Source organism: Caulobacter sp. SL161 (assembly GCF_026672375.1).
In the GTDB taxonomy this organism is placed as follows: Bacteria; Pseudomonadota; Alphaproteobacteria; order Caulobacterales; family Caulobacteraceae; genus Caulobacter.
Genome location: NZ_JAPPRA010000001.1, coordinates 2585765 through 2610233, shown reverse-complemented (window position 1 = coordinate 2610233; position 24469 = coordinate 2585765). Strand labels below are relative to the sequence as shown.

Here is a 24469-nt window from a genome sequence, read left to right as displayed (position 1 = left end):
CATGATTGGTCACATGAACAAACTTCGCGCCCAAAGCGCCGCGTTCGCCACGGGTATGGCGCTGCTCCTCGGCTCGACGGCCCTGGTGGCGCCGCAACAGGCCTTCGCTCAAGCGGCCCAGACGGGCGTGGTGCAGCGCATCCTGGTGCAGGGCAACGAACGGATCGAGCAGGGCACGGTGCTGTCCTATCTGCCGATCCAGCCCGGCGACACGGTCGACTCCCAGCGCCTCGACCTGGCGCTGAAGACCCTGGCGCGCACCGATCTCTTCGCGGACGTGAAGATCGAAATGCTGGGCGGCGACCTGGTGGTGAAGGTCGTGGAAAACCCGATCATCAACCAGGTGGTCTTCGAGGGGAACTCGTCCCTGAAGGAAGACAAGCTGAAGGACGAGGTGCAGATCCGTCCGCGCGGTATCTTCACGCGCGCCAAGGTCCAGGCCGACGTTCAGCGGATCATCGAGCTCTATCGCCGTTCCGGCCGGATTTCGGCCACGGTGACGCCCAAGGTGGTTGAGCTGCCGCAGAAGCGCGTCGACCTGGTGTTCGAGATCAACGAAGGCGCCAAGAGCGGGGTGCTCGGGATCAACTTCCTGGGTAACGCCGAGTACTCGGACAACGATCTGCGCGACGTCATCGTCACCAAGGAAAGCCGCTGGTACAAGATCCTGACCAGCAACGATAACTATGATCCTGATCGGATCGAGTACGACCGCGAGCAGCTGCGCAAGCACTATCGCAATCGGGGCTACTTCGATTTCCGCGTGATCTCTTCGGTGGCCGAGCTGGCGCCGGACAAGAACGGCTTTGCGGTCACCTACACCCTCGAGGAAGGGCCCAAGTACAAGTTCGGCAAGATCACCGTCGAGACCGAGCTCAAGAAGCTGGACGGCAATCTGCTGGCGCAGATCCTGCCCGTCCGCACCGGGCAGCTTTATGAGGACGAGCGGATCGAGCAGGCGACCGACGCTCTGACCTTCGCGGCCGGCGCCGCGGGCTTCGCGTTCGTGGACGTGCGTCCGCGCTACGTCCCGAACCGCGAGACCAAGACCGTCGATGTGGTGTTCCAGGTCCGCGAAGGGCCGCGCGTTTATGTCGACCGCATCGACATCGTCGGCAACACCCGCACGCTCGACTATGTGCTTCGCCGCGAGCTGGAGGTCGCCGAAGGCGACGCCTACAACCGCGTTCTGGTCGATCGCTCCAAGAACAACATGCGCCGCCTAGGCTTCTTCAAGGAAGTCGAGATCGAGGACGCGCCCGGCTCGGCCCCAGACCGCACCAGCCTGCGGGTCAAGGTCGAGGAGCAGCCTACCGGTGAACTGTCGTTCAGCGCCGGCTACAGCTCGATCGACAAGCTGGTGCTTGACGTGGGCATCACCGAACGGAACTTCCGCGGTCGCGGTCAGAACCTCCGCGCGCGTGCGTCGGTGGGTTCGCTGCGCCAACAGATCGATTTCGGCTTCAGTGAGCCGCGCTTCCTAGGCCGGAACCTGGTCGCGGGCTTGAATCTGTACACCTTCCGCTATGACCTGTCGGAGTTCGCCGCTTACGACACCAAGTCGGTCGGCGGCGACGTCCGTGTCGGCTTCCCGCTGACCAACGACTCGTCGATGAGCCTGCGCTACACGGTCCGTCAGGACGAGGTGAGCGTTGCCGACAGTCTCTGCGCCAGCGGCTCGGTGTCTCAGATCCTCTGCCTGCAGCGCGGCGCCTACATCACCTCGCTGATCGGCTACGGCCTGCGCATCGACAAGCGGAACGATCCGCTCAACCCGACCCGTGGCTGGTTCGCCGACCTGAATCAGGACCTCGCCGGCCTGGGCGGGGACGTGAAGTACCTGAAGACCGAAGCAGACGCGGGCTGGTACTGGGGCTTCACCAAGGACCTGGTGTTCAGCGCGACCGGCTCGGTCGGCTACATCGAGGGTTGGGGCGGCGACAATGTCCGCATCAACGACCGCTTCTATCGCGGCGGCACCTCGTTCCGCGGCTTCGAGATCGCCGGTATCGGCCCGCGCGACATCTCGAGCTCCTACAATTCGATGGGCGCGAAGCTCTACGCCATCAGCACCTTCGAGCTGACCGTACCGACCTTCCTGCCTGAGCAGTACGGCATCAAGGCCGCGCTGTTCAGCGACGTGGGTACGGCCGGTCTGCTGGATGACGTGGATCGTCAGAAGTCGCCTGGCGTCTTCGATCCGAACATCAAGGATAACCTTGGCCTGCGTGCCTCGGCGGGTATCTCGATCGACTGGAAGTCCCCCATGGGTCCCATTCGCTTCGACATCAGCCGCATCCTGTCCAAGGAAGACTACGACCGAACCGAAACGTTCCGGTTCTCCACCTCCACAAGGTTCCAATAGACATGTCCAAGTTTCTGACTGCGGCCGCGTCCAGCGTCGTCGCCCTCGCCATCGCGTCCAGCGCCTCGGCCCAGACGGCTTCGGCTGCCGCTCCCGCTGCTCCGGCCGTCACGCACGGCCCGGCTCTGCCGGGAGTCTGCATCTTCTCGAGCCCGCGCGCTGTGGGCAGCTCGCTGGTCGGCAAGGCTGTCGATGCGCGTCTGAAGACCATCATCCAGCAGGTCAACGCCGAACTGACCGGCGAGCGCACTGCGCTGGATAACGAAGCCAAGGCTCTGGACGCCAAGAAGACGACCATCGCCCAGGACGCCCTGGAGCAGCAGGCCGCGACCCTGCAAGCCAAGGCCAACGCCTGGCAGCGCAAGGGTCAGCTGCGCCAGAAGGAAGTTGAAGCGACTGAGCAAAAGGCGCTCTCGCGCGTCTATCAGGAACTGAACACGCCGATCCAACAGGTCTATCAGGCGCAAAAGTGCAGCGTCCTTCTGGACCGCGAAGCCGTGATGCTGGCCAACCCGGCCATGGACATCACCGACGCCGTGGTGGCGGCTCTTGATGCGCGCATCAAGACCCTGACCTTCGACCGTGAACGTCTGGACCAGCAAGTTCCGGGCGCCGCGGCGCTGCAACCGACCAACAAGTAAGCGAATCGTCCCCCGCGTGGTTACGTAGGGGGACCTTCTCGCCGTGAGGAACCATGCCGGACCCGCGTTTCTTCGATAGCCTGGGTCCGGCCTTGCTTTCCGAATTGGCTCAGGCCGGCGCCGCCACTCTGGCGGACGCCGCGCTGGGCGGGCGAGTTATTACGCACGCCGCGCCGCTCGATGCTTCGGACGCCCAGGCGATCACCTTCTTTTCAGACGCCAAGCGCAAGGACGCCGCCGCCAGCACGCGCGCCGGCGCTTGCTTTGTGCGCCCGGAGCACCAAGGTTTTCTGCCGGCGACTTGCGTTGCCCTGGTCACCGGGCGTCCACAGGCCGCCTGGGCCGCTGCTGCTAGTCGCCTGCACGCGCCGCGTCGCCATGAGGCCGGCGCCCCGTCCTTGCATCCAGACGCGGCGCTTGAAGACGGTGTTGCGTTGGCCCCGAATGTCACGATCGGCCAAGGGGCCAGTATCGGCCGAGGAACCCGAATTGGCCCCGGCGTCGTTATAGGGCCAGGGGTCGTGATCGGCCGCGACTGCCGCATCGGCGCCAACGCGGTGATCGGTTTTGCGATGCTGGGCGACAATGTCGCCATCTCCGCGGGGGCGGTGATTGGCGAGGCGGGCTTTGGCGCCGCGCTGGGACCGCGGGGCATGGTTGACCTACCGCAACTGGGGCGCGTCGTGATTCAGGATAACGTGACCTTGGGCGCCAACAGTTGCGTCGATCGCGGCGCGTTTGGCGATACGACCATCGGCGAGAACACCAAGATCGACAATCTGGTCCATGTCGCGCACAACGTCCGTATCGGGCGCAATTGTGTGCTGGCGGCATATACCGGCGTCTCGGGCAGCACCGTCGTCGGCGATGGTGTCGCGTTCGGCGGCAAGGCCGGCGTGGCCGATCATTTGAACATCGGCTCGGGCGCGAGCATCGGGGCGGCCGCCTCGGTGTTCAAGGACGTGCCGGACGGTGAAACTTGGACGGGATTCCCCGCGCGGCCGCTGAAGCGGTGGCTCAGGGAGACCGCATGGCTGTCGCGTATGGCGGGCGGTCGAGGGACGAGGGGCTGAAGATGGGCGACAACGCAGAGCAAGCGGTGCAGACCGATATCGACATCGCGGAGATCCTGGCGCGCATCCCGCACCGTTATCCGTTCCTGCTGGTCGACCGGGCCGAGGACTACAATCCCCACCAGTCGATCGTCGGCATCAAGTGCGTGACGATCAACGAGCCGTTCTTCCAGGGCCACTTCCCTGGCAACCCGGTCATGCCGGGTGTGCTGATCATCGAGGCCCTGGCTCAGACCGGCGCGGTGCTGATGAGCAAGTCGCTCGAAGTCGACACCGAGGGCAAGACGATCTTCTTCATGTCGGTCGACAACGCCCGTTTCCGCAATCCGGTGCGGCCCGGCGACGTGATTCGCATGGAGGTCGAGGTGCTGCGCGCGCGCTCGTCGATCTTCAAGTTCAAGGGCGTGGCCAAGGTCGGCGACAAGGTCGCGGCCGAGGCTGAGTTCGCCGCCATGGTCGTCGAGACGGGACCCAAGGCATGAGCATCCATCCCACCGCCATCATCGCGCCGGAAGCCAAGCTGGCCCCCGACGTCGAGGTCGGGCCCTACAGCATCGTGGGGCCGGACGTGACGCTGGCGGCCGGCGTGCGCCTGCTGTCCCACGTGGTGGTGGAAGGCGCGACGACGATCGGCGAAGGGTGCGTCGTACATTCCTTCGCCAATCTCGGCGGCCCCCCGCAGCACCTGGGCCACAAGGGCGAGCGCACTGAGCTGATCATCGGACCGCGCAACATCATCCGCGAACACGTGACCATGCACACGGGCACCGCCTCGGGTAAGGGCGTGACCACGATCGGCTCGGACGGCCTCTACATGGTCGGCTCCCACGTGGCGCACGACTGTACGGTCGGCGACTTCGTGGTCCTGGCCAAGGGCGCGACCTTGGGCGGCCACGTGGCCATCGGCGACTATGTCTTCATGGGCGGCCTGGCCGCCGCGCACCAGTTCTCGCGCATCGGCCGCTACAGCTTCATCGGCGGGCTCGCCGCCGTGACCAAGGACGTCATTCCGTACGGCTCGGTGTGGGGCAACCACGCGCACCTGGAGGGCCTGAACCTGGTCGGCCTCAAGCGTCGTGGGTTCCCGCGCGAGACGATCAATGCGCTGCGCGCCGCCTATCGCCTGATGTTCGCTGACGAAGGCACGTTCCAGGAGCGTCTCGACGACGTTGCCGAGATCCATGCCGGCAACGCAGAGGTCATGGAGATCGTCGATTTCATCCGCGCCGACGCCAACCGTCCGCTCTGCCTGCCGGAGCGGGAAGTCTAGGTATCGCCGATGCGCAAGCTTGGCCTGATCGCCGGCGGCGGGGCGCTTCCCGTCGAACTGGCGTCGCACTGCGAAGCCGCAGGACGCGCCTTTGCGGTGATGCGTCTGCGATCGTTCGCCGACCCGTCGCTTGGCCGCTATCCGGGCGCAGACGTGGGGATCGGCGAGTTTGGAAAGATCTTCAAGGCCCTGCGCGCTGAGGGCTGCGACGTCGTCTGCTTCGCCGGCAATGTCAGCCGGCCGGACTTCTCGGCGTTGATGCCCGATGCGCGCGGGTTGAAGGTTCTACCCAGCCTGATCGTCGCCGCGCGCAAGGGTGACGACGCCCTGCTGCGGCGCGTGCTCGACGAGTTCGAGAAGGAAGGTTTCGAGATCGAGGGCGCGCATGAGGTGATGGGTGAAATGACCCTGCCGCGCGGCCGACTGGGCAAGGTGTCGCCGGCGCCAGAGCACATGGCGGATGTCGACAAGGCGCTGGATGTCGCCCGCGAGATCGGGCGGCTGGACATCGGGCAGGGCGCGGTCGTGTGCGAGGGCCTGGTGCTCGCCGTCGAGGCGCAGGAGGGCACCGACGCCATGCTGCGTCGCGTGGCTAACCTGCCCGAGGCGATCCGGGGGCGCGCCGAGCGCCGGCTGGGGGTCCTGGCCAAGGCTCCCAAGCCGATCCAGGAGACGCGCGTTGATCTGCCGACGATCGGAGTGGCGACGATCCATCGGGCCGCGCGCGCCGGCTTGGCCGGTATTGTCGGCGAGGCTGGACGCTTGCTGGTGGTCGATCGTGAAGCCGTGATCGCCGCCGCAGACGATCTGGGTCTGTTCGTGCTGGGGGTCGATCCGCAGGCGCGGCCGTGACGATCAATCGTGATAGACCCCTGAAGGTGATGCTCGTGGCCGCTGAGGCGTCTGGAGACGCGCTCGGAGCGGGTCTTGCCAAGGCTCTGCGGGCTCGCCTGGGCCAGGGTGTGACGTTCGTCGGGATCGGCGGGGCCAAGATGGCCGAGCAGGGGGTTCAGAGCCCTTTCGACATTGCACAACTGTCGATCCTGGGCATTCTGGAGAGCCTGAAGGCCTATCCCCGCGCCATGGCGCGCTTGAAGGACACCGTAGCCCTGGCGGCGCGCGAAAAGCCCGATGTCGCAGTGCTGATCGACAGCTGGGGTTTCAATATTCGCCTGGCGCACGCCTTGCGTAGGCTCGACCCGACCCTGCCGCTGGTGAAGTACGTCGCGCCGCAGGTCTGGGCGTATCGTGAAGGCCGGGCGCGGGCGCTGGCCAAGGCTGTCGATCTGTTGCTGTCGATTCAGCCGATGGATAAGGCCTACTTTGACGCCGCTGGCTTGCAGAACGTCTTCGTCGGTAACTCCGCCCTCGCCAAGCGCTTTGATCACGCTGATCCAGGACGCTTGCGCGCGGCGATTGGCGCGGCCCCCTCCGAACAGATCCTCCTGGTCCTGCCGGGCAGCCGTCCCTCAGAGATCGAGCGGGTGATGCCGGCGTTCGAGGACGCCGTTCGACGGCTCAAGGTCGAGCGACCGGATCTCCACATTGTTGTTCCCGCCGCCTACACCGTCGCGGAGGCGGTAACGGGTCGGGTTGCCGGCTGGCCTTTCCGCGCCCATGTCATCGAGGACGAGGGCCTGAAGGACGACGCGTTCCTGGCGGGTGACGTGGCCTTGGCGTGCAGTGGCACCGTGACCACCGAACTGGCGCTGGCGGGACGCGCGATGGTGGTCGGCTACAAGACCGGCGCGGTCACCTACGCCATCGTCAAGCGGCTGATGAAGCCGCGCTGGATCACGCTGTTCAACATCGCCGCCGGGAAGGCCGTGGCGCCGGAGCTGATCCAGCACGCCTGCGAGGGCCAAGGCCTCGCGCACGAGGTCGCTCTGAGGCTGGATGATCCCGACCTGCGCCAGCGTCAGACCGCCGAGCAGTATGCGGCGCTCGACAAGATGGGGCGAGGTATGCCGGATCCCTCCGAGGCGGCGGCTGAGGCGCTTCTGGTCTTCCTGAGCGCACGCGGCGCTTTGGGCCGCGCCGGCTAGACGCGGTCGGCTTCCCCTGAAGTTAATCAGCAGTTTACGTTCGCGGCCTTAACCTTTGTGAAGCTGTCGCCGTGGAGTCGTTGTCGTGGCTGTAGACCCGACCGCGCCCGTGCCTCCGATCCTTCCAACCGTTCCGGCTGGAACCGCAGTGGATTCCACAGCGGTCCTTCAGGCTTTGGCCCGCCAGGCGCTTGCCGGTTCGACGGCGCAACTCGCAAAGATCGCCGGTCAGGTTGAGGGCAATAAGTCGCCGGTTCAAGGGCAGGGGGCGGCAGCGGCCCAGTCGACAGCCAAGGATGCTGGCCATTCTGCGAGCGCGCTGGACGGACGACGAGCGCCGCCTCAGGGGGCTGCGGCGCCTGCGCCTTCAAGACCGCCCACGGAGACGCGAACAACGCGCGCCGTTCGGCTGGCGATGGCTGAGGCTGTACCGCGACAGGCCGGCCTTGCGCCGCTGATGGCGGATATTCAGACCATGGTCGATCGACCTGATGCGCCGCCAGAAGTCCGAGACGCCGGGCGCGCGCTTTTGTCCACGACCCCCACGATCCCGGATATCACGACCGCACCGGGTCTTCGCCGCGCGGTCGAGCGATCCGGAGTGCTTCTTGAGGCGCATCTGGCGAGAGCGGCCGCGCCGCCTTCGGCGGTTGGCGCCGCGCCGCCAATGGTCGCCGCGCCGCCGATGGTCACCGAGGGAGACCTCAAAGCGGCCTTGTGGGTGTTGCGTAGCGCACTGTCGGCTTGGTTGGCGAAGGCCGAGGTCCCGAGTGATCCCGCCGCGCCGCAGGTCGGTTCCTTACCCGACGACGGGGGCGCCGATGGGCCAGAACCGCAGGGGCCGATGACCCATCAAGCTCGCGCGAACGGCAGTAGCAGCAGCCCGGGCGCTATGGCTTCATCGCCGCCGGCTCAGAGCCGCTTGGCCGCCGACGCCCCGGCCGCCCCGGCCGCGACGTCGTCGCCGATAGCGCCTGCGCTTCCTGCCGGAGCGCCGGTCGATGCGGAAGATCTCCCGCTCGCGCGCGTGGGGGGCGCCGCCGTCTGGCAGTCCCGCGACGCATGACCCCGATCCGGAGCTCGCCGTGCGGTTTGGAGCCTTCGTCGCACCGCCGCAGAAGTCTGCAGAGCGATCGCCGGGCAAGGTCCCGCTGGGCGGGACCAGCCTGCCAGCGCTGGCGCAACTGGAGCCACGCGACAGCGAAGGTGAACCGCTGGCGACGGAGCCGGTGGAGCCTCGGCCGCTCATGACACGCGGCTATGGCGCGCCGGTGGAGGACGTCCGGTCGAAGACGCCTCCGCCGCCCTACGCGGGCGGTCCCACGGCGGGGCAAAGGCCAGAACCGACACCGTCTTTGGGCTCGGCGCCGGAGGCTATGGCGCGTCGCCTGCTCAAGGGCGTCCAATCGGCCCTGGCCCGTCAGGACCTGATGCAGATCGCGTCACTGCCCGAACCCCTGGTTCACGAGCAAGAGCCATCGGACGCGCGCGCCCAAGCGGCAAAGCTGAACTTTGATCTTCCGTTCGTCACGCCCCAGGGAGTCGCTGTGGCGCAGTTCGAGATCAGTCGCGATGGCGGAGGCGGGGGTGGTGGCGCGGCGGCCGCGATCGAGCCGACCTATCGGGCTCGCTTTTCGATCGATGTCGAGCCGCTGGGGCCGGTGCATGCCATTGTCGTGCTCACCGGCGCACGCGCACGCGTCTCGCTCTGGGCCGAGCGCGCTGAGACGATCACCCGTTTGAGGGCCGGCGAGGAGGCGCTCGGAGCGGCTTTGCGTCAAGCGGACTTGACACCGGAAGTGGCCGTTCATTCCGGAGCTCCACCGGCGCGAGGCGTCAGCCCGATGGGGCACTTCGTGGACCAGGCCTCATGAGCGGGATATCGGGACCCTCGTCCAAGCCGCGTATCGCGGTCGCGCTGCTCTATGAGGACCCGAACGCTCCCAAGGTCGTCGCCTCCGGCCAGGGTTGGATCGGTGAGAAGATCATTGAGACCGCCAAGGAGCACGGGGTGCCGATCGAGGAGGACCCTGTGCTGGCCCAGGCGCTGTCGACCATCGAGATCGACGAGGAGATCCCCGAAGCGCTCTACCGCGCGGTCGCCGAGGTACTGAGCTTCCTGCTCAAGCGCTGAAACGAAAAAGGCCCCGCCGAAGCGGGGCCTGATCCGTGTACGTCTCTCGCTGCTTAGCGCTTGTCGAGCGTGACGTAGTCGCGCTGCGTGGCGCCCGTGTAGAGCTGACGGGGACGACCGATCTTGCGGGTGGGGTCCTCGAACATTTCCTTCCACTGGCTGATCCAGCCCACGGTGCGGGCCAGGGCGAACAGCACGGTGAACATGTTGGTCGGGAAGCCCATCGCGCGCAGGGTGATGCCCGAATAGAAGTCGATGTTCGGGTACAGCTTGCGATCGACGAAGTACGGGTCGTTCAGGGCGACCTTTTCCAGCTCCTGGGCGACCTGCAGCAGCGGGTCGTTGTTGTGGCCCAGTTCGGCCAGAACCTCGTGCGCGGTCTTCTGCATGACCTTCGCGCGCGGGTCGAAGTTCTTGTACACGCGGTGGCCGAAGCCCATCAGCTTGTACTTCCGGTCCTTCACGCCCTGGACGTAGTCCTTGATGTTGTCGACCGAGCCGATGGTCTCCAGCATCTCGAGCGCTTCCTGGTTGGCGCCGCCGTGCGACGGGCCCCACAGGCAAGCGATGCCGGCGGCGATACAGGCGAACGGGTGCGCGCCCGACGAGCCGGCCAGACGGACGGTCGAGGTCGAGGCGTTCTGCTCGTGATCGGCGTGCAGGATGAAGATCCGGTCCATGGCGCGGGTCAGCACCGGGTTCGGCTTCCAGTCCTCGGCCGGCACGGCGAAGCACATGCGCAGGAAGTTTTCCGAGTACGACAGGTCGTTGCGCGGCGACACGAACGGCTGGCCGACCGTGTACTTGTAGGCGCGGGCGGCGATCGTCGGCATCTTTGCGATCAGGCGATGGGCGCTGATCTCGCGTTCACGGGCGTCGTCGACATTGATGCTGTCGGAATAGAAGGCCGACAGAGCGCCGACGGCGCCGGTCATGACCGCCATCGGGTGGGCGTCCCGGCGGAAGCCCTCGAAGAAGCGGTCGAACTGAGCGTGCAACATCGTGTGGTAGGTGATGTTGTGCTCGAACTTGGCGAACTCGTCGGCCTTGGGCAGTTCGCCGTTCAGCAGCAGGTAGCAGACCTCGAGGAACGAGGACTTTTCGGCCAGCTGGTCGATCGGGTAGCCGCGGTGCAGCAGGATGCCCGCGTCGCCGTCGATATAGGTGATCTTGCTCTCGCACGAGGCGGTCGAGGTGAAGCCTGGATCGAACGTGAAGTGATCGCTTTCACCGTAGATCTTCCGAACGTCGATGACGTCCGGACCCGTGCTGCCCTTGAGGATCGGCAGCTCATAGCTCTTGTCGCCGATCGTCAGCGTGGCTTTATCGGTCATCCGTAGACCCCTTCATTATTGGGACGGGCAGTCCAATTTTCGCTTTTCGCGGGTGCGTTATAGCGCCTCATGCGCGAGGCGCTAGCGCGTCGTCAAGACGGCCAATCGCCTCATTGCGGGAGAGGGCCGCCATGGTCTTGTTCAGGTCGGGAGCCTGCGCCCCGCCCGTCAGGACTCCGCGCAGCGCAGGACCGAACTTGCCAAAGCCGACGCCCTCGGATTCCGCGAATGATTTCAACACGGTTTCTAGGGTTGCAGCGTCGAAGGCGGGCGCGGCGGCCAGTTGGTCGCGCAGACGCTTCAGCCGCTCGACCGTCTCTTCGGTAAGCTGTTTTTGGGTTTTCTCTTCCAGCGCCAATGGGCGGGTCTTCAGCGCGAATGCGCAGTGATCGACCAGTTCGAGGATCGTCTTGGCGCCTTCCTTGACCTCGGGAACCGTGCGGGCGATGCGCTCGGCCGCATCGGCGGGCAGGGGCTCGCCGCGCTTTTCCGCCGCCGCCAGGGCCAGGGCCGTCAAACGCGCATCGTCGGCCTTGCGCAGGTGCTGGGCGTTGATGTGATTGAGCTTGGCCCAGTCCAGGCGCGCGGGGGCCTTGACGACATCGGCGACGTCGAACCAGCTGATCGCCTGCTCGTCGGTGAAGACCTCGTCGTCGCCGTGGCCCCAGCCCAGGCGGGCCAGATAGTTGCGCATGCCCTCGGCGATGTAGCCCAGGTCAGCGAACTCGCCGACGGCCTGGGCGCCGTGGCGCTTGGACAGCTTGGCGCCGTCCGGGCCGTGAATCAGCGGGATGTGGGCGAAGGCCGGCACCGCCCACTCCATGGCCTGATAGATCAGGGTCTGGCGGGCGGCGTTGTTCAGGTGGTCGTCGCCGCGGATCACGTGGGTCACGCCCATGTCGTGATCATCCACCACGACCGCGAGGTTGTAGGTCGGCGCGCCGTCGGCGCGGAGCAGGACCAGATCGTCCAGTTCGATGTTCTTGAAGGTGACAGGACCCTTGACCAAGTCGTTGACCACGGTCTCGCCGTCCAGCGGGCCCTTGAAGCGGATCACGTGAGGCGCGGAGAGGTCGCCTTCCGGGGCGTCGCGCCACGGCGAGCGGATGGCGCGGCCTTCGGCGCGGGCCTTTTCGCGGGCGACCTCCAGTTCCTCGACGCTCATCCAGCAGCGATAGGCGCGGCCCTTGGCCAGCAGCTCATGCACCACGTCCACGTGACGCGGCGCGCGGGTGTGCTGGAAGATCACCTCGTCGTCGGACTTCAGGCCCAGCCAGTCCAGCCCCTCGAAGATCGCGGCGACGGCGGCCTCTGTCGAGCGCTCGCGATCGGTGTCCTCGACGCGAATAAGGAACTTCCCTCCCGTATGGCGTGCATATAACCAGTTGAACAGCGCCGTACGAGCGCCGCCGATATGCAGGAAACCGGTGGGCGAGGGGGCGAAGCGCGTGACGACGCCGGTAGGGGTGGGGTTCGACATGGACTTCAAGGCTGCAGGACGGGGCGCCGGAGCGGTGCTGGGAAACGTTCGCCGCGAAGCGACGCGGGCGAGGCGTCTTAGCATGCGGCTCAACGCCGGGCCTAGCGGTTTTCCGCAGCGCGGAAAGAGTTCGCAACCTACAGAAAATACAGCGGTTTCTGCGTGTTGATCCAAAGCGCATCGCCGGATCGACAGGCCTCGACGCCCGAGGCCGACGGCGCGCCGGCCGCGCGATGGGCGTTGACGGCGGAGTTGGCGAACAATCTGGATCGCCGCTTTCTGTGGGCGCCTGTCGCGTTTGGACTTGGCGCGGCGGCGTATCTTGAGGTGCGGGCCGAACCGGCGCTTTGGGGCCTGACCCTGCTGGCGGGTGTGATTGGGCTTGCGGCATGGGGCGCGAGGCGTTGGAACGCACCCGCGCTGCTCGTGGTGCTGCTGGGCCTGATCGCCTTCGGAGCCGCCGGCGCGTGGGCCGCCAAGGTCCGCAGCGAGCGTGTCGCCGCGCCGGTCATGGACGGCGAACGGATCATGCGCCGCGTCGATGGCTTTGTCGTCGACGTCGTCAGTCCCGGCGCGGGCGGACAGCGAGTGCTGATCGCGCCTGTCCGGATCGCAGGCTTGTCGCCGGAGGATACGCCGCGACGGATCAGAGTGACCATTGGCGAGAACCGGGTTCCGAAGCCGGGCCAGGCGATCGGTCTGCGCGCGATGCTGGGGCCGCCGCCGCCGCCGGCTGCGCCTGGCGCCTACGACTTCGCGCGCGACGCCTGGTTCGATTCCATCGGTGGGGTCGGCTTCGCGATCGGCGATATCGGCGCCGTCGCGCTGGATCAGCCGCCACTGCGCTTGCGCATGGTGATGGCTGTGAACGCCTTTCGCTGGGATCTGGCCCAGCGACTGCTGGCCAGGATGGGGCCGACCAGCGGCGGGATCGGGGCGGCCATGGTGACGGGCCACGAGGCCTGGATCTCCGAGACGCAGACCGAAGCCATGCGGGCCTCAGGTCTGGCTCACATCCTGTCGATCTCGGGTTTGCACATGGCGATCGTCGGCGGGTTCGTCTTTGTCGTGGTCCGGACGGGCGTCGCGGCGTGGCCATGGCTGGCGCTCCGCGCGCCGGGCAAGAAGATCGCTGCCGGCGCCGGACTGGTCGCCGTGCTGGGCTATCTGATTGTATCGGGCGCGCCGCCACCAGCTGAACGGGCCGCTATCACCGCCAGCGTGGCTTTTCTGGCGATTTTGTTCGATCGACGCGCGATAACACTGCACGGCCTAGCGCTGGCGGCGCTCTCAATCCTTCTGCTCAAACCGGAAACGGCGGGGGAACCTGGCTTCCAGATGTCCTTCGCCGCAACCGCCGCCTTGGTGGCTCTGGCTGAGTCCTGGCCAAAGCCGGTGCGGGAATTGTCCACGCCCTGGTGGATTCAGGGCCCTCAGGCGATAGCCGCCTGGCTGGCCGTCAGCATCGCCGTCAGTCTCGTGGCGGGTTTGGCCACCGCGCCGTTCGCCATGCAGCACTTCAATCGGGTGGCGGTCTGGGGGCTGCCCGCAAATCTCGCCGTCTCGCCGCTGTCCTCGTTCGTGATCATGCCCTTTCTGGCCATCGGCACGGTTCTTGAGCCATTCGGCCTGAGCGCGCCGTTTCTGGCGGTGGCGGGCTGGGGCATTGACGTCATGCTGAATGTCGCGGGGCTGTTCTCCAATGCACATGGGGCGCAGCACATCGTCGCCAGCGCCCCGCCGCAGGTCCTGCTCATGGCCTTCCTGGGCCTGATGGTCCTTTGTCTCTGGAGAGGCCGTCTTCGGTGGATCGGCGCGCCCCTGGCGCTCGCCGTAGCCCTGTGGCCAAGACCAACGCCGCCCGACGCCTGGATCGCTGCCGATGGCGCGACGGCCGCCGTGCGCTCGGGCAACGCCGCGGTGCTGCTCCGAACAGACGCGAAACGCTTCGGCGCGGAGCTCTGGGCTCGGCGAAGAGGATTGGAGTCGACGACCTGGAACCTCTACGGTTGCGACCGCTGGATCTGCGCGCCTGGTCGCGGAGCGCCCGTACGACTGTCCCTGGCCTGGTCGCGCAGAACCCCCGACGCCGAGACACTGAGTGGTCTGTGCGTTCTGAGCGACGTCGTGGTGGTGCGGGGTCCTGCGCCTGCGCGCACCCCGCCGCTGTGCGCCGATACGGTGCTGCTGACCGGCGATGATTTCGCGCGCTACGGTGCGGCCGAGCTCTATCGGCGAGCCGATGGCTGGCGAATCGTCTGGGCCCAACCCTTGCGCGGCGTACGGCCCTGGAGCGGGCTGCTGACAGTCCGCGACGCAAGAGGCGATAGAGAACCCTAGTCACACGCCAAGATCGGAAGTTCAGCCATGTCAGACCCATACAGCGCACGCCGGGCCGCGTTTCGCGCACTCCACGCCGATGGCTGCTTTGTGTTGCCCAACCCTTGGGACGCGGGGGGCGCCAGACGGCTGGAGCGGCAGGGCTTCAAGGCGTTGGCCTCGACCAGCGCGGGCATGGCGTGGGCTATGGGCAGGGACGACGGCCAAGTGACGCGCGACGAAGTCATCGCGCATCTCAGAATGCTCTGCGCGGCCACTGAGCTGCCGGTCAATGCGGATTTCGAGAACGGCTTTGGCGAGACGCCTGCCGAGGTCGCAGAGAGCGTCACTCTGGCGATCCAGGCTGGCGTGGCGGGCTTGTCCATTGAGGACTGGTCGGGTTCGGAGCTCTATCCCCTCGCCGTAGCGGTTGACCGTCTCAAGGCCGCCCGCGCCGCGATCGATGCGAGCGGACAGGATGTGCTCCTGGTGGCGCGAACGGAAGGCTACCTTCGGGGCTGTCGTGATCTCCAGCCGACCCTGGAGCGCCTAAGCGCCTACGCCGCCGCCGGCGCAGACTGCCTGTATGCGCCCGCCGTGAGCGATCCGGCCGAGATCAAGGCCGTCGTCGACGCTGTCGCCCCCAAGCCCGTCAATGTGCTGCTCTGGGGACCGGAGATGACAGTGGAAAGCCTGGCCAAGCTTTGCGTCCGTCGCGTCAGCACGGGGGGCGCTTTGGCCGCTGCGGCTTGGGCTGGCTTCGACGCCGCCGCTCAGCGACTGGTAGAGCAAGGGCGGATTTCACCCGACGCCTGAATAACAAGAGGCCCTGATCCCGGCGGGATCAGGGCCTGCTCAATTTTGCGCAGCGATAATCGCAAAGCCGTCAGTGGTAGCGCCGGATCAGGCCGACCAGCTTGCCCTGCACCTCGACCTGATCGGGGCCAAAGATCCGGGTTTCATACTTGGGGTTGGCCGCTTCCAGTGCGATGGATCCGCCTTTCTTGCGCAGGCGCTTGAGCGTGGCTTCCTCGCCCACCAGCGCGACGACGATCTCGCCCGAGGTGGCGGTGTCGCCCTTCTTGATGATCACGTAGTCGCCATCGAGGATGCCGGCCTCGATCATCGAGTCACCCTGGACTTCCAAGACATAGTGCTCACCGCCACCCAGCATCGCTTCCGGCACCGGCAGGCGCTCACGCTCGTGCTGGATGGCGTCGATCGGCGTACCGGCCGCAATCCGGCCAAGGATAGGTAGTTCGCGACTGTCGTTGGCGACGGCGGCAGCACTGGCGGCCGGAGGCGGCGCTCCGCCGCCTTCGAAGACCTGCGGACGGAAAGCGCTGCGTCCCTTGGGAGGGGCTGCGGCCGTCGCCTGCTGAGGGAGCTTCACGACCTCGAGCGCTCGGGCCCGGTGCGCCAGACGGCGGATGAAGCCGCGCTCTTCCAGTGCGGTGATCAGGCGGTGAATGCCGGACTTGGACGCCAGATCGAGGGCTTCCTTCATCTCGTCGAACGACGGCGAGACGCCGGTTTCCTTGATCCGTTCGTGGATGAACATCAGCAGTTCGTGCTGCTTGCGCGTGAGCATGTCGGCCTCGCTGGAGCGCGGAACAAACCGCAAACCTTTCGAATGTTCTCCTGGTGTTCCGTCGCAAAGTCAAGCCGAGCTTTGTTAACGGACGAAAGGTTCGAAAATTCAGCGAGTTAGCCGGCGTCTGAGGCGAAAGCCGCGAAGAATCAAAAGCTTAACGGAACCTTTCAGGGGCGTTTGCGAGCCACGATGATGTCCTGATCCTGGGTCGGTTCGCGTCGCCAGACGCCGAGCGCCTCATTGAGGATTTCAAGTCCCAGACCTTTGTACTGCTCTTGGATCAGCGCGAGGTCATAGCCGATCACCGCCTCGGGCAGGTCGGGCGTGGCGGTCCAGCATCCGTCCAGGGGGTGGATGAAATCAAAGGCGATCCGGCCCCGGCCGGTATTGGCCCTGGCCTCGTCGTCTATGAGATACCAGGAGATGATGCTGATGCCGCCGGGCTTGAGAACGCGCACGATCTCACGGGCGAACTGCGACTGATCAGCGGCGAGCAGGTGCGTGAATACCGAACCCAGCCAGACATAGTCGAAACTGGCGTCGGGGTAGGGGAACACATAGGCGCTCGCCGGCTGGGTTCCGCTCGGATTGTAGCGGTCGCTATGCATATCGGCGTGCAGGAACTCGAACCGCGGGTCGCCGACCGCGATATTGGCGCGGCACCAGTCGATGGCTTCGGCCATGACGTCGAACCCGGCGTAGCGACCGTTGTCGTCGAGATAGTCAACCAGGGGCGCGGCCGCGCGCCCGATGCCGCAACCGACATCGAGAATGGCGTGATGAGGCTTGAGGCCGGCGTCGAGAAAGAGCGCCTTGAACTGCTGCCCGACCCGCACGAAGTCGGCGTCGGCGGCGCCGACCAGGCTCCATAGCGCCTGGGGCGCTTGAATCGTCCCTGGCTCAAGGGGGGTGTCGGAAGTAGGCGCTACGGTCCCCCGAGGCGATGAGCGCAGGCGATTGATTACGGACCGGATCGGGCGGGGCGCGAGAGTCCTCAAGGTGTTCAGCAAGACGCGCATCCGATTCTCCCCGTCAGAACGGCGCCTGCCTTATAGACCAGTGGGTCGCGTCATGCGTCCGGCGTTGGGCCTAGATCATCGAACCGCGTGGCCATCTCGGGGAACTTGGGCGTGCAGCTTTGATAGAAGCTGGCGATGCGGCGCATGTCCGCAGCGTAGTCGCCCGTGGGGTAGATCGCGGGGCCCAGGGTCACAAGCTTGCGCCGGTAGTCCATCATGCCCAGCACCATCGGCACCTTGGCGCCCATGGCGATGTGGTAGAAGCCCGTCTTCCACTGCCGCGCCTTGCCACGCGTGCCCTCTGGCGCGATCGTCAGCATGAAGGTGTCGCGCCGGCCGAACTCCTCGACCATGGCCTTGACCATGTCCTTGGAACGCTCGCGATCCAGCGGGATGCCGCCCAGATCACGCATCATCTGGTCGAACGGCGCCTTGAACAGCGACGCCTTGCCGATGAAGCTGAGATCAAGGCCCAGGGCGTCGGCGGCGCCGACGAAATAGACGAAGTCCCAGTTGCTGGTATGGGGCGCGGCGATCACCACGAACTTCCGCGTTTCGGGCGGCGCGCCTTCGATCTTCCAGCCCTGCAGCTTGAAGTTCGTGGCCAGGGCCCATTTCACGACTCGTGCGAGCCAGTTCATGCACGTTTCCTCATCCGCGTTCTCGGCGCGGCGACGGTTGAAGGATGGGACTGTTTCGCCTCAAGGCGCCAGCGTCAGGAAAGCCCGTTTTGGGTTTAACCGATCAGGGCGCGCGTGGCGCTCGTCACGTCCGCGTGCCGCATCAGGCTTTCGCCGACCAGCATAGCCTTGGCGCCGGTGGCTTCCATGCGGACGACATCGTCATGGGTGAAGATGCCGCTTTCGGTGACCAGCAGGGCGTCGCGCGGGGCCTGGGCCGACAGGCGCTCGGTCACCGCCAGATCGACGACAAAGCTCTTGAGATCACGGTTGTTGATGCCGACCAGATCCGAGCCCAAGGCGCCGGCGCGCGCCATTTCGGCCTCATCGTGCACCTCGACGAGGGCGTCCATACCCAGCCGGCGCGCTTCTGAAATCAGCTCTGCGGCGAGAACGTCGTCGATCATCGCCAGGATCACCAGGATCGCGTCGGCCCCCAGGGCGCGGCTTTCGGCCACTTGCCAGGGATCGACCAGGAAATCCTTGCGGATGCAGGGCAGGGCCACCGCCGCCCGGGCGGCGACGAGGTAGTCATCCGCGCCCTGGAAACTCGGTCCATCGGTCAGCACGGAGAGGCAGGCCGCGCCGCCGGCTTCATAGGCTTTCGCCAGGACCGGCGGATCGAAATCCTCGCGGATCAGGCCCTTGGACGGCGAGGCCTTCTTGATCTCGGCGATCAGGGAGAGGCGGCCGGGCGCATGCTTCGCCTCAAGAGCGGCCTTGAAGCCGCGCGGCGCCGAAGCGGCCTTGGCGGCGGCGTCGATCTCGGCTTGAGACCGCTCGGCTTTTCGCGCCGCCACGTCCTCGCGCTTGTAGGCGGCGATCTTGGCCAGGATGTCGGTCACGCAGGAACTTCCGTGTTGGTGGCGGCCACGAGGCCGGCGAGGGCGGCCTTGGCGCGGCCGCTGTCGATGGCTTCGGCCGCCATAGCCACGCCCTGGACCAGGGTCTCGACCTTGTCGGCGACCAGGAAGGCGGCGGCGGCGTTGAGGAGCACGATGTCGCGGTAGGGGCCGGTCTCGCCGTCCAACAGGCGCGTCAGGGCCGCGGCGTTGAAGGCTGGATCGCCGCCGGTTAGGTCCGCTAGCGCGGCGCGCGGCAGGCCAACGGCTTCCGGGGTGATCTTGAACAGGCGAACGACGCCGTCGCGCCATTCGGCCACCTCGGTCTCGCCTGTGGTCGTCAGCTCGTCCATACCCGAGCCATGCACCGACCAGGCCCGCTCGGCCCCAAGAGCCCCCAGGGCCTTGGCGATCGGCTCGACAAAGCGCGGCGCCGAGACCCCGACCACCTGCCGCTTGGCGCCGGCTGGATTGGTCAACGGCCCCAGCAGGTTGAAGATCGTGCGGAAACCCAGCTGCTGGCGGATCGGCGAGACATGCTTCATCGCGCCATGGTGGGCCTGGGCGAACAGGAAGCAGATGCCAGCCTCGTCCAGCGCCTTGCGCTGCTGCTCGCGCGTTGCGTCAATATTGACGCCGAGCGCGGTCAGAACATCGGCGGTGCCGGACTTCGACGTGATGGCGCGGTTGCCGTGCTTGGCGACCTTCAGGCCGCCGCCTGCGGCCACAAAGCCGACGGCCGTGGAGATGTTCAGCGTATGGAGACCATCGCCGCCGGTGCCGCAGACGTCGATGACCTCGTGCGGATGCTCCAGCGGGATGGCGGCGCGACGCATGGCGCGCGCGCAGGCGGCGATCTCGCCCACCGTCTCGCCGCGCAGGCGGATCGCTGTGACGGCGGCCGCCACCTGGGCCGGGGTCGGCTCGCCGCGCAGGCAGGCGGCGAAGAACAGCTCGGCGTCGCTGTCGTCGAGGGTCTGACCGTCGGCGAGCTTCGCCAGCAGCGGCTTGAAGGCGTCGGACATCGCAGTGCCTAGACCCAGATCGCCGCGTCGCGCTTGACGCCGGCCAGATCCATGAAGTTGGCCAGCATCTGGTGGCCGCCCTCGGTGGCGATCGACTCGGGGTGGAACTGGACGCCGAAGATCGGGCGCGTCTTGTGCTGCACGCCCATGATCTCGCCGTCATCGGTCCAGGCGGTCACCTCCAGGTCGGCCGGCAGGTCTTCGCGGCGGACGGCCAGGCTGTGATAGCGCGTAGCGGTGAACGGGTTGGGCAGACTCTTGAAGATGCCCTTGTCGTTGTGGCGCACCTTGCTGACCTTGCCGTGCATCACGGCCTTGGCCCGGATCACTTCGCCGCCAAACGCCTGACCGATCGCCTGGTGGCCGAGGCACACGCCCAGGATCGGCAGGTCGGCCGGTGCGGCCTCGAGCAGCGGCAGGCAGATGCCGGCCTGATCCGGTGCCTTAGGTCCTGGGGATAGCAGCACGGCGGCCGGCTTCAGACCCAGCGCCTCGGTCACGCTGAGCGCGTCGTTGCGGTAGACGGCCGTGTCGGCTCCCAGCTCGTTCAGATAGTGAACGAGGTTGTAGGTGAAGCTGTCGTAGTTATCGATGACGAGGATCATGACGCCGCCTTTCGGAGGTCGGTTCTAGAGCGTGACGCCGAAAGTGGGAACCGGTTTCGGCGCGAGTCACGCTCTAAGCATTTGATCTAGAGCCTCGTTATCGCGTCAAAGCGATACCGTTTTGACGCGCGAGGCTGTAGCGCGAGGCGGGCGGATGTGTAGCGCCATTTTCGCCTGCGGCCTTCAGTAACGGTTACAGCGGTCGCGGAGTTGAGCATGATAAGCCCATGGACCCGCGTGATTCCGCCTTGGACCCCGTCGCCGTCGCCTATGTCCGCGCTCTGCTGCGGCCCAAGCAACGCACCCAGAAGATGGGCCCGGTGCTGGCGGCTGCGGCCTTCGCCGCGTTCTGTGCGCTGAGCTTCGCCACGGTGATGGTGCTGGCGCCGCCGGCGGTGACGCAACACCTTCCCGACGATCGGCTAGGCGGTCCTTAGCGGAAAAAAGCAGCCTTCAGGCTCAGCTGAATCGCCAGGCCTCTTCGGCCGCGCGCTTCAGGGCGCGGGACTTGTGCAGGGTCTCGTCGTACTCGGCGTCCGGATCACTGTCGGCGACGATGCCGCCGCCGGCCTGGACGTACATCATGCCGTCCTTCACCAGAGCGGTACGCAGCACGATGCAGGTGTCGACCGCGCCGTCGGCGCCGAAATAGCCGACCGCGCCAGCATAGCTGATGCCGCGCTTCTCGACCTCGAGCTCGTCGATAATCTCCATGGCGCGAACCTTGGGCGCACCCGACAGCGTGCCGGCGGGCAGGGCGGCCATCAGGACATCGACCGGATCGACGCCCTCGGGCGCAGTTCCTTCGACGTTCGAGACGATGTGCATCACGTGGCTGTAGCGCTCGATCGTGAAGCTCTCGGTCACGCGCACGTTCGGGCCCTTCGGGCGGGCCTGTTCCGGCGGTGCGTTGCGGCCGTGATGGTTCAGCATAGCCACGCGGCCGACGTCATTGCGGCCCAGATCCAGCAGCATCAGATGCTCGGCGCGCTCCTTGGGATCGGCCAGCAGCTCTGCTTCCAGCGCGGCGTCTTCCTCGGGCGTCGCGCCGCGCGGGCGCGTGCCGGCGATCGGCCGGATGGTGATCTTGCCGTCGCGCAGGCGAACCAGAATCTCGGGGCTGGAGCCGACCAGATTGAAGCCGTCCAGGTTCAGGAAGAACAGGAAGGGCGAGGGATTGGTCCGGCGCAGCGAGCGATAAAGGGCGAACGGCGGCAGGTCGAAGGGCGCACGGAAGCGGTGGCTGGCCACGACCTGGAAGATGTCGCCGGCGGCGATGTAGTCCTTGGCCTTGGCGACGACCTCGGCGTAGTCGGCGCGGCTGACCGGCGTGGTGAAGTCCATCGGCCCGCGTGGCGGGCGGGGCGCGTCGTGGGCGAGGGGGCGGTGCAGGTCGGCCACCACCGCTTCGATCCGCGCGCGGGCGGCGTCGTGAGCCGCCTTGGCCGATACGCCGATCTGGGGACGTACGGTGGTCGTCAGGATGATCTCCTGCGCGATGGCGTCGAACACCGCCACGATCGACGGGCGGGTCATGATGCCGTCAGGCAGGTTCAAGGCGTCCGGATTGACGTCCGGAAGGCGCTCGACCAAGCGCACCAGATCGTAGCCCAAGGCGCCGAACACGCCGGCGGCCATCGGCGGCAAGCCCTTGGGCAACTCCATGCGTGAGCGCGCCACCAGATCGCGCAGACTGTCCAGCGCGCCGCCGGGCTGAGGCGTAAACCGGCCGGCGGCGATGTCGTCGCCCTCGGCGATCTCGGCCTGGTCGCCGCGACAGCGCCAGACCAGATCCGGATTCATCGTGACGATCGAATAGCGGCCGCGCCAGGCTCCGCCCTCGACGCTTTCGAACAGGAAGCTGTAGGGCCGCGCCTGGGCGATCTTCAGATAGGCCGAAACCGGCGTCTCCAGATCGTCGATCAGGCGGGTCCAGACGACTTGCTGCCGCCCGGAGTCATAGGCTTCCGAGAAGGCGTCGAACGCGGGCTCCAAACTCATTACTCGGCTTTCTTTCCAGCCTTGGCGGCCTCGGCCTTGGCCAGGGCGTCGGTGTCGACGCCGATGGCTTGGCGGGCCAGGGTCAGGTTGCTCTTGGCCTTCATCTGGGTGCGGGCGACGACGCGCGTGGCCTCGGCCAGGTCGCGCATCAGGCCGTTGGCGGCCTGACCTTGGGCCAGAACAGCGATCTGGGCGACATTGGCGGTCGGCGCGGCGCGGACGGCGTCCAGCTTGGCGACGACATACGCCTGGCCCTGCTGGCCGGCGCGCGCGGTGAACACAGCGCCCGGCTTGGCCGTGAAGGCTGCGCCCAGGAACTCCTGCCCCAGCGCCACGTGCTGTTGAGCGTTCTGGCGGGTCAGGCCGCCGGGGATCTTCTGCACATTCGACTGAGCCGCGGTGGCGACCGCTTCCAGGCTCTCGCCCTTCTTGACACGTGCGGCCAGCTCATCGGCCTTGGCCTTCATCCGCTTGGCCATCTCCTGACCAAACCAGACGGCCGTCAGTTGCGGCTTGACCTCGGCCAGCGGCGGCAGGGCCGCAGGCACGATCCGCTCGACCTTGACGGCGTAGTATTCGCCCTTGCCGGCCTCGACCAGCTCGCTCTCGCCGCCTTGCGACAGATCGAACGCGGTCTTGATAATGTCCGGCGTCAGGCCCGCGAAGGGCTGGCCCATCTGGTCGGTTCCCTGCGCCGTCACCGGGGCGGTCGTGATGACCAGCGCGCCGGCCTTGCTGGCCGCCGAGATGAGATCAGCGCCTGCGTCACGCGCATCCTGGTAGGTCTGGGTCTGCTCATAAGCCTTGGCCTGAGCCGTCTGGCTCCGGACCTCGGCTTCGATCTGGGGGCGGACGCTGTCCAGCGTCGCGACGGCGCCGGGCGTGATCTTGGTGACCTTGACGACTGCGACGCCCAGGTCGCCGGTGATCGGGCCGCTGACCTGGCCAGCCTGCAGGGCGAAGGCGGCGTCGGCGACCTTGCGATCGGGAACGGCGCTCTTGGGCTTGTCGGTCAGGACCAGCGGCGTCTTGCCGTAGGCCTTGGCGACGGCTGCGGGGTCCTCGCCCTTGCCGAGACGCTGGGAGATCACTGCGGCCGCCTTGGCGTCGGGCGCGGCGATCTGAACGATCGTGCGGGTCTCCGGCCTGGCCAGGCTATCCTTCCGGAAGTCGAAGGCCTTCTGGACATCGGCGGGATTGATCGTCACCGACGGCTCCAGCGCAGCGGCGCTGACCCGCATGATCGACAGAACCCGGGTCTCAGGGCGGGTCAGCCGATCGGCGTTTTCCTTCATGAACGCCGTCAACTGCGCATCAGTCGGCGGGTTCGGTCGCTGAACCGTCGAGGGGTTGACGACGAAGGCCGAGACCTCACGCGCCTCCAGCAGGTAGGCGCCCTGAAGCGCCGCATAGATGCGGGGCGCTTTCAGGCCGTCGGCGATCGCCGAGAAGAAGTGGGTCTGGGCGATCTCATCGCGCAACGAGGCTTCATAGGTCTCCGGCGTGAGGCCGTTCTGCTGCATCAGCGCCGCATAGGCGCGAGAATCGAACTTGCCGGTGATCGGGTCGAAAGGACGGGTCGTCGGCGGCAGTTGGCTCATCTGCTCGTGAACCGTGTCGGCGACCAGCTTGTCGGACGGGGCGACCCCCATCTTGTGAAGGGCGGCGGCCAGCGATTCTTGCAGCACCAGTTCCTGGACGATCTGACGATCGACGCCCTGCTCGACCGCCTGATCGGGGGTCAGGGTCGTGCCGTTCTGCTGCTCCATCGCCTTGCGATAGTTGTCAAAGCGCTGCTTGAAATCGATCGCGCTCATGCTGCGCGAACCGGCGCTGATCACGCCCGATCCCTGCGGGCCCTTGAACACGTCGCTAATGCCGAAGATGGCGAAACTGACAATCAGCAAGCCAAACAGCACCACCGCGAAGGGCGATTTGGCGAACTTGCGGAAACCGGCGAGCATGAGCGCGAAAACCTTCCAGACAGACCGCTGCGTACAGGGACGCGACGGTCGAGAGCAGCGGGTATAGTAGAGCCGAAG

The 24469-nt window shown here is 66.6% G+C and carries 22 protein-coding genes and 1 pseudogene; 13 read left to right on the top strand and 10 right to left on the bottom strand.

What is annotated here, in order from left to right:
* Position 1: 1 nt before the first annotated feature.
* The 9 genes and pseudogenes from bamA (at position 2) to OVA11_RS12620 (ending at position 9528) form a co-directional block, all read left to right on the top strand.
* Positions 2-2365: an outer membrane protein assembly factor BamA gene (gene bamA / locus OVA11_RS12660; RefSeq protein ID WP_268068969.1), complete on the top strand. Its 2364-nt coding sequence runs from the start codon at positions 2-4 to the stop codon at positions 2363-2365.
* A gap of 2 nt (positions 2366-2367) precedes the next feature.
* Positions 2368-3006 (top strand): OmpH family outer membrane protein, encoded by a 639-nt coding sequence (locus tag OVA11_RS12655; RefSeq protein ID WP_268067717.1) that lies wholly within the window; start codon positions 2368-2370, stop codon positions 3004-3006.
* 53 nt (positions 3007-3059) lie between these two features.
* Positions 3060-4079, top strand: a complete 1020-nt coding sequence (gene lpxD / locus OVA11_RS12650; RefSeq protein ID WP_268067716.1) for a UDP-3-O-(3-hydroxymyristoyl)glucosamine N-acyltransferase — start codon at positions 3060-3062, stop codon at positions 4077-4079.
* A 2-nt stretch (positions 4080-4081) separates the two neighbouring features.
* Positions 4082-4561 carry a 3-hydroxyacyl-ACP dehydratase FabZ gene (fabZ, locus tag OVA11_RS12645; protein ID WP_010919778.1) on the top strand — a complete coding sequence of 160 codons (480 nt, stop codon included), beginning with the start codon at positions 4082-4084 and terminating at the stop codon, positions 4559-4561.
* The gene (gene lpxA, locus OVA11_RS12640) at positions 4558-5349 is read left to right on the top strand and encodes an acyl-ACP--UDP-N-acetylglucosamine O-acyltransferase (RefSeq protein ID WP_268067715.1); all 792 of its coding nucleotides are present in this window, start codon (positions 4558-4560) and stop codon (positions 5347-5349) included. The genes fabZ and lpxA overlap by 4 nt, the downstream gene beginning before the upstream one ends.
* A 9-nt stretch (positions 5350-5358) precedes the next feature.
* Entirely contained in the window at positions 5359-6201 is an 843-nt protein-coding gene (gene lpxI / locus OVA11_RS12635; protein WP_268067714.1) for a UDP-2,3-diacylglucosamine diphosphatase, read from the top strand.
* Positions 6198-7394, top strand: a complete 1197-nt coding sequence (gene lpxB, locus OVA11_RS12630; protein WP_268067713.1) for a lipid-A-disaccharide synthase — start codon at positions 6198-6200, stop codon at positions 7392-7394. The genes lpxI and lpxB overlap by 4 nt, the downstream gene beginning before the upstream one ends.
* A gap of 85 nt (positions 7395-7479) precedes the next feature.
* Positions 7480-9268: pseudogene (fliK, locus tag OVA11_RS12625) on the top strand (flagellar hook-length control protein FliK).
* The gene (locus tag OVA11_RS12620) at positions 9265-9528 is read left to right on the top strand and encodes an EscU/YscU/HrcU family type III secretion system export apparatus switch protein (RefSeq protein ID WP_268067712.1); all 264 of its coding nucleotides are present in this window, start codon (positions 9265-9267) and stop codon (positions 9526-9528) included. The pseudogene fliK and the gene OVA11_RS12620 overlap by 4 nt, the downstream one beginning before the upstream one ends.
* Positions 9529-9581: 53 nt before the next feature.
* Here OVA11_RS12620 and gltA read toward each other — a convergent pair whose 3' ends face one another.
* Together gltA and gltX are read right to left on the bottom strand one after the other, a co-directional pair.
* Entirely contained in the window at positions 9582-10862 is a 1281-nt protein-coding gene (gltA, locus tag OVA11_RS12615; RefSeq protein ID WP_268067711.1) for a citrate synthase, read from the bottom strand.
* A gap of 67 nt (positions 10863-10929) precedes the next feature.
* Positions 10930-12342: a glutamate--tRNA ligase gene (gene gltX, locus OVA11_RS12610; RefSeq protein WP_268067710.1), complete on the bottom strand. Its 1413-nt coding sequence runs from the start codon at positions 12340-12342 to the stop codon at positions 10930-10932.
* Between gltX and OVA11_RS12605 the strand changes: the two genes are divergently transcribed.
* From OVA11_RS12605 to OVA11_RS12595, 3 genes are read left to right on the top strand one after another with little or no spacing between them, the layout of a single operon-like run.
* Positions 12341-12511 carry a hypothetical protein gene (locus OVA11_RS12605; protein WP_268067709.1) on the top strand — a complete coding sequence of 57 codons (171 nt, stop codon included), beginning with the start codon at positions 12341-12343 and terminating at the stop codon, positions 12509-12511. The genes gltX and OVA11_RS12605 overlap by 2 nt on opposite strands.
* Positions 12505-14682 carry a ComEC/Rec2 family competence protein gene (locus OVA11_RS12600; RefSeq protein WP_268067708.1) on the top strand — a complete coding sequence of 726 codons (2178 nt, stop codon included), beginning with the start codon at positions 12505-12507 and terminating at the stop codon, positions 14680-14682. Before OVA11_RS12605 ends, OVA11_RS12600 begins: the two co-directional genes overlap by 7 nt.
* Positions 14683-14709: 27 nt before the next feature.
* Positions 14710-15477 carry an isocitrate lyase/PEP mutase family protein gene (locus OVA11_RS12595; protein WP_268067707.1) on the top strand — a complete coding sequence of 256 codons (768 nt, stop codon included), beginning with the start codon at positions 14710-14712 and terminating at the stop codon, positions 15475-15477.
* A gap of 70 nt (positions 15478-15547) precedes the next feature.
* On the opposite strand, the gene lexA is transcribed toward OVA11_RS12595, so the two are convergent.
* The 6 genes from lexA to OVA11_RS12565 all read right to left on the bottom strand — a co-directional run bounded on the left by lexA (position 15548) and on the right by OVA11_RS12565 (position 20426).
* The gene (gene lexA, locus OVA11_RS12590; protein ID WP_268067706.1) at positions 15548-16252 is read right to left on the bottom strand and encodes a transcriptional repressor LexA; all 705 of its coding nucleotides are present in this window, start codon (positions 16250-16252) and stop codon (positions 15548-15550) included.
* Between the two features lie 170 nt (positions 16253-16422).
* Entirely contained in the window at positions 16423-17274 is an 852-nt protein-coding gene (locus OVA11_RS12585) for a class I SAM-dependent methyltransferase (RefSeq protein ID WP_268067705.1), read from the bottom strand.
* Between the two features lie 50 nt (positions 17275-17324).
* Entirely contained in the window at positions 17325-17915 is a 591-nt protein-coding gene (locus tag OVA11_RS12580) for a lysophospholipid acyltransferase family protein (RefSeq protein WP_268067704.1), read from the bottom strand.
* Positions 17916-18010: 95 nt separating this feature from the next.
* On the bottom strand, positions 18011-18799 hold the full coding sequence (gene trpC, locus OVA11_RS12575; protein WP_268067703.1) for an indole-3-glycerol phosphate synthase TrpC: 789 nt from the start codon (positions 18797-18799) through the stop codon (positions 18011-18013).
* The gene (gene trpD, locus OVA11_RS12570; protein WP_268067702.1) at positions 18796-19821 is read right to left on the bottom strand and encodes an anthranilate phosphoribosyltransferase; all 1026 of its coding nucleotides are present in this window, start codon (positions 19819-19821) and stop codon (positions 18796-18798) included. The genes trpC and trpD overlap by 4 nt, the downstream gene beginning before the upstream one ends.
* Before the next feature lie 8 nt (positions 19822-19829).
* A complete protein-coding gene (locus OVA11_RS12565) occupies positions 19830-20426 on the bottom strand; it encodes an anthranilate synthase component II (protein ID WP_268067701.1) in 597 nt (198 codons plus the stop codon).
* 227 nt (positions 20427-20653) lie between these two features.
* Here OVA11_RS12565 and OVA11_RS12560 point away from each other — a divergent pair, with 227 nt between their 5' ends.
* A complete protein-coding gene (locus OVA11_RS12560; RefSeq protein WP_012640361.1) occupies positions 20654-20863 on the top strand; it encodes a hypothetical protein in 210 nt (69 codons plus the stop codon).
* A 22-nt stretch (positions 20864-20885) separates the two neighbouring features.
* Here the strand turns inward: OVA11_RS12560 and trpE are convergent, their stop codons facing one another.
* Together trpE and OVA11_RS12550 are read right to left on the bottom strand one after the other, a co-directional pair.
* Positions 20886-22427: an anthranilate synthase component I gene (gene trpE, locus OVA11_RS12555; RefSeq protein WP_268067700.1), complete on the bottom strand. Its 1542-nt coding sequence runs from the start codon at positions 22425-22427 to the stop codon at positions 20886-20888.
* Complete coding sequence (locus OVA11_RS12550; protein ID WP_268067699.1) at positions 22427-24391, bottom strand: peptidylprolyl isomerase; 1965 nt, start codon at positions 24389-24391, stop codon at positions 22427-22429. Before OVA11_RS12550 ends, trpE begins: the two co-directional genes overlap by 1 nt.
* Positions 24392-24469: the final 78 nt, after the last annotated feature.

What these genes read in the sequence shown, in the direction of transcription:
- bamA (WP_268068969.1), top strand. Translation starts at nt 2, where the DNA reads ATGATTGGTCACATGAACAAACTTCGCGCCCAAAGCGCCGCGTTCGCC.
- OVA11_RS12655 (WP_268067717.1), top strand. Translation starts at nt 2,368, where the DNA reads ATGTCCAAGTTTCTGACTGCGGCCGCGTCCAGCGTCGTCGCCCTCGCC.
- lpxD (WP_268067716.1), top strand. Translation starts at nt 3,060, where the DNA reads ATGCCGGACCCGCGTTTCTTCGATAGCCTGGGTCCGGCCTTGCTTTCC.
- fabZ (WP_010919778.1), top strand. Translation starts at nt 4,082, where the DNA reads ATGGGCGACAACGCAGAGCAAGCGGTGCAGACCGATATCGACATCGCG.
- lpxA (WP_268067715.1), top strand. Translation starts at nt 4,558, where the DNA reads ATGAGCATCCATCCCACCGCCATCATCGCGCCGGAAGCCAAGCTGGCC.
- lpxI (WP_268067714.1), top strand. Translation starts at nt 5,359, where the DNA reads ATGCGCAAGCTTGGCCTGATCGCCGGCGGCGGGGCGCTTCCCGTCGAA.
- OVA11_RS12620 (WP_268067712.1), top strand. Translation starts at nt 9,265, where the DNA reads ATGAGCGGGATATCGGGACCCTCGTCCAAGCCGCGTATCGCGGTCGCG.
- gltA (WP_268067711.1), bottom strand. Translation starts at nt 10,862, where the DNA reads ATGACCGATAAAGCCACGCTGACGATCGGCGACAAGAGCTATGAGCTG.
- OVA11_RS12605 (WP_268067709.1), top strand. Translation starts at nt 12,341, where the DNA reads ATGGACTTCAAGGCTGCAGGACGGGGCGCCGGAGCGGTGCTGGGAAAC.
- gltX (WP_268067710.1), bottom strand. Translation starts at nt 12,342, where the DNA reads ATGTCGAACCCCACCCCTACCGGCGTCGTCACGCGCTTCGCCCCCTCG.
- OVA11_RS12595 (WP_268067707.1), top strand. Translation starts at nt 14,710, where the DNA reads ATGTCAGACCCATACAGCGCACGCCGGGCCGCGTTTCGCGCACTCCAC.
- lexA (WP_268067706.1), bottom strand. Translation starts at nt 16,252, where the DNA reads ATGCTCACGCGCAAGCAGCACGAACTGCTGATGTTCATCCACGAACGG.
- OVA11_RS12585 (WP_268067705.1), bottom strand. Translation starts at nt 17,274, where the DNA reads ATGCGCGTCTTGCTGAACACCTTGAGGACTCTCGCGCCCCGCCCGATC.
- OVA11_RS12580 (WP_268067704.1), bottom strand. Translation starts at nt 17,915, where the DNA reads ATGAACTGGCTCGCACGAGTCGTGAAATGGGCCCTGGCCACGAACTTC.
- trpD (WP_268067702.1), bottom strand. Translation starts at nt 19,821, where the DNA reads ATGTCCGACGCCTTCAAGCCGCTGCTGGCGAAGCTCGCCGACGGTCAG.
- OVA11_RS12565 (WP_268067701.1), bottom strand. Translation starts at nt 20,426, where the DNA reads ATGATCCTCGTCATCGATAACTACGACAGCTTCACCTACAACCTCGTT.
- OVA11_RS12560 (WP_012640361.1), top strand. Translation starts at nt 20,654, where the DNA reads ATGGACCCGCGTGATTCCGCCTTGGACCCCGTCGCCGTCGCCTATGTC.
- trpE (WP_268067700.1), bottom strand. Translation starts at nt 22,427, where the DNA reads ATGAGTTTGGAGCCCGCGTTCGACGCCTTCTCGGAAGCCTATGACTCC.
- OVA11_RS12550 (WP_268067699.1), bottom strand. Translation starts at nt 24,391, where the DNA reads ATGCTCGCCGGTTTCCGCAAGTTCGCCAAATCGCCCTTCGCGGTGGTG.